The organism is Escherichia sp. MOD1-EC7011 (assembly GCF_002965005.1).
Taxonomy (GTDB): domain Bacteria; phylum Pseudomonadota; class Gammaproteobacteria; order Enterobacterales; family Enterobacteriaceae; genus Escherichia; species Escherichia ruysiae.
In genome coordinates, this window is sequence record NZ_PTRD01000029.1 from 102,415 (window position 1) to 108,646 (window position 6,232).

Below are 6,232 nucleotides of genomic sequence, written 5' to 3' on the forward strand. Positions count from 1 at the left end.
AAGATTACTCACAGAGTCCAGAGCATTGATGGATGCGCATAAATCAAATTTGTGAGTGCTCACTCTTCCTGCCAAAACCGCAAAATAACGTCAGCAAATTTGTCGGAAATAATCCCCCGACGGGCTGCCGAGCTAAAATGACTGCTTCGTAGCGCCGTTGTCCAGTTTTCTGGCGTTCGGTACGCTGAACCGTAATATCCCGTGATTAAATCGTCCGGATCTTCATCAGGCTCGTTCGTTAGCCCTCGTTCGTCTTGTTGCTGGAAGCCGACAAAAATAATATTGGTTAAGGCATTCTTTTTGTAATTGCCATAAAGAGTTTCGTACGCATGAGGATAATTTTCTTTCCAGTACCAGGTGGTATCGCCGCAGAACCACGGAGCAGCGGAAGTGTTAGTATTCAGAAGCTGAGAACTGTACTGCTTTAAATCCTTACGAAAGGCCTCAACCATATTATTAAAATATTGAGGGTGTAACGCGTAGTCACTCGTCATTAAGTCAAATTCGCCCTGCATCCAGCATACGCCGAGGAATTTATTCTGCGGATTCTTCGCCAGTGCAGCTCGCGTTCTGTTAACTAAATCCTGATACAGCGGAGTATCTGTTCCCCAACGACATGCATCATGGCTGGCTCCGTGCTGTTCTGAATATGTTCCTTCGCAGCCTGCGGTAAAAGCCGATCCGCCACGGCAACAAGGAACGATGAGAACGCCAGCATTATCAGGAATGAAGGGCAATAATTTCCGCGCAATATGCAGTGCCTGCCCAACTGTACCGTATTGTGTTTGATGATTCGTTGCCAGAGGATGGTGATAATCCCGCATATCCTGAATATCGTGTGGGCAGTGAGTCAGTGGAATAATGTCATTAAATTGACATGACGAGCCACCGGGATGCGTCTGTGTAAATCTTGCCAGTTGTTTTATTCTGGGGTGAGGCGCATCTTCACTGTCTGGTAAGGGAAGTCCTTCGCCATATGCCATGGCATTAGATTGTCCGGCAACGGTAAGAACATAGTAATAATCGGGCGATATTATCGTGTTCATATATATGCGTAATTGAAATGACAACGGGTGATGAGCCATTGAGCGCAGGGCTCCTTTGCTGGAGCCCTGAAAAGTTAGTTTTGCACAGTAACTTTATTATCTTTCACAGAGAGCAACACTGAATCCGCCACAGCTTTGCCGCCCGTAGTTTCACCGCCAATAATCAATAAATTATTATTCCAGGGCAATGATACTCCGTAGGCCCGACCTTGCGACAGTTCGCCAGATTTCTCCCATTTCCCGTTATGCCAAAGATGAATATCGGCGCTATACGATTTTTTCAGACCTTCATGCGCATAGTTTTTACCGTTCTGGTAATTTTCTCGTGAACCTTTGAATCCGGCTCCCCCGGCAAATATAAGAGAGTCATTGCTAATACCTGCAAAACCGCCAGCTACGCCATCTGGGGAGGAGACGGGAGAAAGTTTATTCCATTTTATGCCATTGCCGGTGAAATTAAGCTCAAATACAGCATCAGTTCGCAGTCCTGGTTTTGCTTCGCCATTAATAAGCCAGGTTTTATCACCTTTATTTACTACCGCTGCACCAGCCGTACCATACCAGGGGGATTCGCCAGTGTAACTCCATTGCTGTGTAGAGGGATCAAAAGACAACAGGAACTTATTGAAGAAATAATCTTCTGCTTTTTTGTCAAAATAGTGGGTGTTGATTTTATCTATAGCCGCTGAATCTTTTCCTGCCTCCTTGAGATCTTCAAAATAGCCATTAAAGATATTTTGGTTAACGCCGCCAGTAATATAGGCTTTGCCGTTGTGTACAAAGGTCACATGACCTGCCATGCCCATCGGTGCGTGCGACATTAATTTAACCCAGGTATTGGTTTTGGGATTATATTTGTGTACGTCGTTGAATACCTGAGTTAACCCCTCACTGTTTTTACCAACACCGCCAAAAACATACAAATTACCATCAATAAAGGCAGAGGTTGCTTGATCTCTCGGGCCAGCGGGGAATTCCGCCAGAGCTATCCATTTTTTATCTTTGGCTTGCGTATCCAGCTTGTACCATGCCGTACCTGCGCTACCTAAACCAATGTAGACAGTGTCGTTATCAATTACACCAGTACCACTTTTAAATGGCACAGGAGTTTCTGGTAATACCGACGCGTTTGCGGCACATGAAGCCATCATGATAGCAAGTGCCGTTATTGTTTTATTCATTGTGACTGTCTCCTGTCTACTACAGTTTAAATGACACACCAATGCGATAACTGTTTTCCGATAAATTATCTCTACCGTTGTAAACACCCTGACGGTCAAGGTAGTCATATTCTATGTATGGCGTAATATCGGGCGTCATATGGTATTGTAGAACAAATGCATTTTCCGTCGCCCATTTCTTATGGTTTGCATAGCGATAATCGTTTTGTTTGCTGTACAGCGTCGTTTGCCATGCGAAGGTGAAATCACTATTAATATTGTAAGTGACATATCCATCCCAACGATGAACGTTATCACGAGACATATCACCAGATAAGTCTTGTTGTCGGTAAGCTTTCCAGTCGTAACGATAGCGAATGCCAAAATTGAGATCTTTTGTCGCATCCCATGACAGTTTTACGTAAGGTCCATAGCGTGTGCCATTGCTGCTAAAATGGGTTAACATTCCTGGGCGCACGGTCCATTGATCATCAAGTTTAATCGCGTAATTAACTTCAACCTGAACATCATTTAATGCGGCATTTTCCTTTTTATTATCATGAATGGTATTCCAGGTATTACTTTCCATACTTGCCCACCATCCATTTTTCCACCCCTCACTGACTTTGAGTCGAGTTTCATAGGCATGGCTTCCACTACGGTATCCACCACGCACATCCAGTGTTGCAGCCTGAGAAATTAATGGTGACGAAAAGCAGAGTAATAATACGCCAGAAAGTATTTTAGCCTTTTTCATAAATTTCACTCATTTGTAGAATACAGAAAGTAATACGAAGTCCGAATAAACAAATAGCATTTATGTTATGTGCTCTTTTTTGCCAGGCTTATAGCGTCATTGGCCACGGATAATTATGTTTTATTTTTTTTGTATAATGCCTCCTGTGAGAAATTGCTTTCCACATAATTTAAGATAAACCGAGATCTGGATTAAATACCTGAGTATTAAATCTATTCTGATGTTTATTTGATTTTAGTGTTCGTAAGCTATTTCACTTACTAAATCCATTTTTAGCCAGTGTCATAAAATGGATTGTTTGTTGATCTCATTTTCATACTCCTTTCAGACTGAAGTGCTCTTTCATCACCCGATAAGAGAGGACGCCAGGGATGTTTGTATTAGATTGCGATATGAGTCGTCTTATTTATCTCTTGCGTGTACCTTTATACCTGTTATACCAGATCAAAAATCACACAATCCATACAACAAAACCAGATTTGCAATTCGCGTCACAAAATATGTCGATATTTTTCGAAGGTAAAGATGTTATGTAAGGCCAGATGGTCATTGTCGACTGCCTTCATGAAACTGAAGTTTTGTTATTAACTAATTGTTTATAATGTGTTTTTAATGATTTTCGGCAGTGCCGGGTTTACACGCTAACTCCTCAGGTATGGTGAAAATGAGTGTTTATCCGCTATCAGATTGACAATAATTCTCATCATAAAATATGTTTTAACGTTCTGAGACTAAGGGCAACCTGGTATGTAGTAGAGGAGTTTCTGATCCTGTCCAGGGCTGGCTCGTTGATGTTCAGCACACTTCAGGATTGGGGGGAATCGGTTATTTGCCGTATCGCCAGTAAATAGTAGTGAGTAAGAAAAGATTAAGTTGAAGTAACCACACCATATTTAACACGAATGTAGATGAAAAAAGGTGCGTGCAGACTTCCCCCCATATCTTTGGACAATACACGGTCTGGAAAGGAATATAACAATCTCACTGCATGAATTTACAAACCAAATGGTAATAATGGCTAGGGAACTAAGCATTAGCATGATAATAGCCACTTAAAAATTAAGGAATCTCATGAAATAGCAATTTTGAGGAAAATGGAGTTGACTAATAATGTTATATGTGAGATATCGCGTTGAACAAAAAATTAAATTTTGCTGAATTTTTTTATGTTGATTTTACTTGTTACAGAACATATCACGTGATATATAGATAAGATTAGTTACATTGATGATGAGGGTTATTATTAGATTCGTCTCAGATTGAAAATATATAAAAGAACATAGCATGCAAGAGCATAGCGTTGTATGGCAAAGTTATTATAAGTAGCTATCGTCATTCTATTTAAGTTCATTCAAAAGAGCTGGTCCACTTGCGTTAGTCATTAAGCAAACATTCGCTTTTATAAACATAATCAGGATTACAATGTTGGATTATTGCTAACCCAGCACAGCTAGTGCGCGTCTGTAATAATAAGGGAAAACGATGAAGAATAAGGCTGATAACAAAAAAAGGAACTTCCTGACCCACAGTGAAATCGAGTCACTCCTTAAAGCAGCAAATACCGGGCCTCATGCTGCACGTAATTATTGTCTGACTTTGCTTTGTTTTATTCATGGCTTTCGGGCGAGTGAAATTTGCCGATTGAGAATTTCGGATATTGATCTGAAGGCAAAGTGCATATATATCCATCGATTAAAAAAAGGCTTTTCAACGACGCACCCGCTATTGAACAAAGAAGTTCAGGCTTTAAAAAACTGGTTGAGTACGCGTACTTCTTATCCACATGCTGAGAGTGAGTGGGTATTTTTATCACGCAAAGGGAATCCGCTTTCTCGTCAACAGTTTTACCATATTATCTCGACTTCAGGTGGTAATGCCGGGTTATCACTGGAGATTCATCCGCACATGTTACGCCATTCGTGTGGTTTTGCTTTGGCGAATATGGGAATAGATACACGACTTATCCAGGATTATCTTGGGCATCGTAATATTCGTCACACCGTCTGGTATACCGCCAGCAATGCAGGGCGTTTTTACGGCATCTGGGACAGACCCAGAGGTCGACAGCGTCACGCTGTTTTATAAAGATGGATGAGATACCAGGGATGGTGTTAAAACCTACATTATTCTTACGATATATCAATAATAATTAACCATTTATTAATTGATGTTATTGTTGGTGTAATTCTTAATTATCATAATAAACATTAGCTTAACCATACCCATACAAAATACAATGGTTTATTTTATTCGAAATAAACAAACAAAAGCATTCATAAATTTACATATCACTTAGATCCTTCTCTTTCTGCACTTTTTTCTTTATTTTTTAAGCAACTGGGAGTTAATCAGGTGCTATCTATTGTTATATTGAATTAAATCAATGAAAATAGATGTTGTCACATCAGTGATATTTTATTTTTGTATGATGTTTAATGTAATTGACTGATAACCACATAACTTTATGTGTGATTATCTTTTTATCTATTGGGCTAATTTTGACCGTTTGAGGTTTCCTATAGGTATTCATTCAAATATATCTCAGTCAGGAGTACTACTATTGTGAGTAAACGTCGTTATCTTACCGGTAAAGAAGTTCAGGCAATGATGCAAGCGGTTTGCTATGGGGCAACGGGCGCCAGAGATTATTGTCTTATTCTGTTGGCATATCGGCATGGGATGCGTATTAGTGAGCTGCTTGATTTGCATTATCAAGATCTTGACCTTAATGAAGGTCGAATAAATATTCGACGGCTGAAGAACGGATTTTCTACAGTTCACCCATTACGTTTTGATGAGCGTGAAGCTGTAGAACGCTGGACCCAGGAACGTGCTAACTGGAAAGGCGCTGAGCAGACCGACGCCATATTTATTTCCCGTCGTGGAAGTCGACTTTCTCGTCAGCAGGCCTATCGCATCATTCGTGATGCCGGTATTGAAGCTGGAACCGTGACGCAGACTCACCCTCATATGTTAAGACATGCTTGCGGTTATGAACTGGCAGAGCGTGGTGCAGATACCCGTTTAATTCAGGATTATCTGGGGCATCGAAATATTCGCCATACTGTGCGTTATACCGCCAGCAATGCTGCACGTTTTGCCGGATTATGGGAAAGAAATAATCTTATAAACGAAAAATTAAAAAGAGAAGAGGTTTAATATAACTTGTTGATAATAAAATGAAAAAATAAAGAAATACAAGACAATTGGGGCCAAACTGTCCATATCATAAAAAAGTTTCGTGTTTTTTCTCAAGCATAAAAATATCA

At 40.4% G+C, this 6,232-nt stretch carries 5 protein-coding genes; 2 read left to right on the forward strand and 3 right to left on the reverse strand.

Annotated elements, in window-relative coordinates; all coding sequences use genetic code 11:
• Positions 1 to 59: 59 nt before the first annotated feature.
• From A7098_RS15725 to nanC, 3 genes are all read right to left on the reverse strand, one after another.
• Positions 60 to 1,046 carry a sialate O-acetylesterase gene (locus A7098_RS15725; RefSeq protein WP_105281063.1) on the reverse strand — a complete coding sequence of 329 codons (987 nt, stop codon included), beginning with the start codon at positions 1,044 to 1,046 and terminating at the stop codon, positions 60 to 62.
• A 74-nt stretch (positions 1,047 to 1,120) separates the two neighbouring features.
• A complete protein-coding gene (locus A7098_RS15730) occupies positions 1,121 to 2,227 on the reverse strand; it encodes an N-acetylneuraminate epimerase (protein ID WP_010346499.1) in 1,107 nt (368 codons plus the stop codon).
• A gap of 19 nt (positions 2,228 to 2,246) precedes the next feature.
• Complete coding sequence (gene nanC / locus A7098_RS15735; RefSeq protein WP_016159471.1) at positions 2,247 to 2,963, reverse strand: N-acetylneuraminic acid outer membrane channel NanC; 717 nt, start codon at positions 2,961 to 2,963, stop codon at positions 2,247 to 2,249.
• Between the two features lie 1,482 nt (positions 2,964 to 4,445).
• On the opposite strand from nanC, the gene fimB reads away from it, so the two are divergent.
• Positions 4,446 to 5,048 carry a type 1 fimbria switch DNA invertase FimB gene (gene fimB / locus A7098_RS15745; protein ID WP_000790591.1) on the forward strand — a complete coding sequence of 201 codons (603 nt, stop codon included), beginning with the start codon at positions 4,446 to 4,448 and terminating at the stop codon, positions 5,046 to 5,048.
• Positions 5,049 to 5,525: 477 nt separating this feature from the next.
• Positions 5,526 to 6,122 carry a type 1 fimbria switch DNA invertase FimE gene (gene fimE, locus A7098_RS15750; protein WP_000044716.1) on the forward strand — a complete coding sequence of 199 codons (597 nt, stop codon included), beginning with the start codon at positions 5,526 to 5,528 and terminating at the stop codon, positions 6,120 to 6,122.
• Positions 6,123 to 6,232 lie beyond the last annotated feature (110 nt).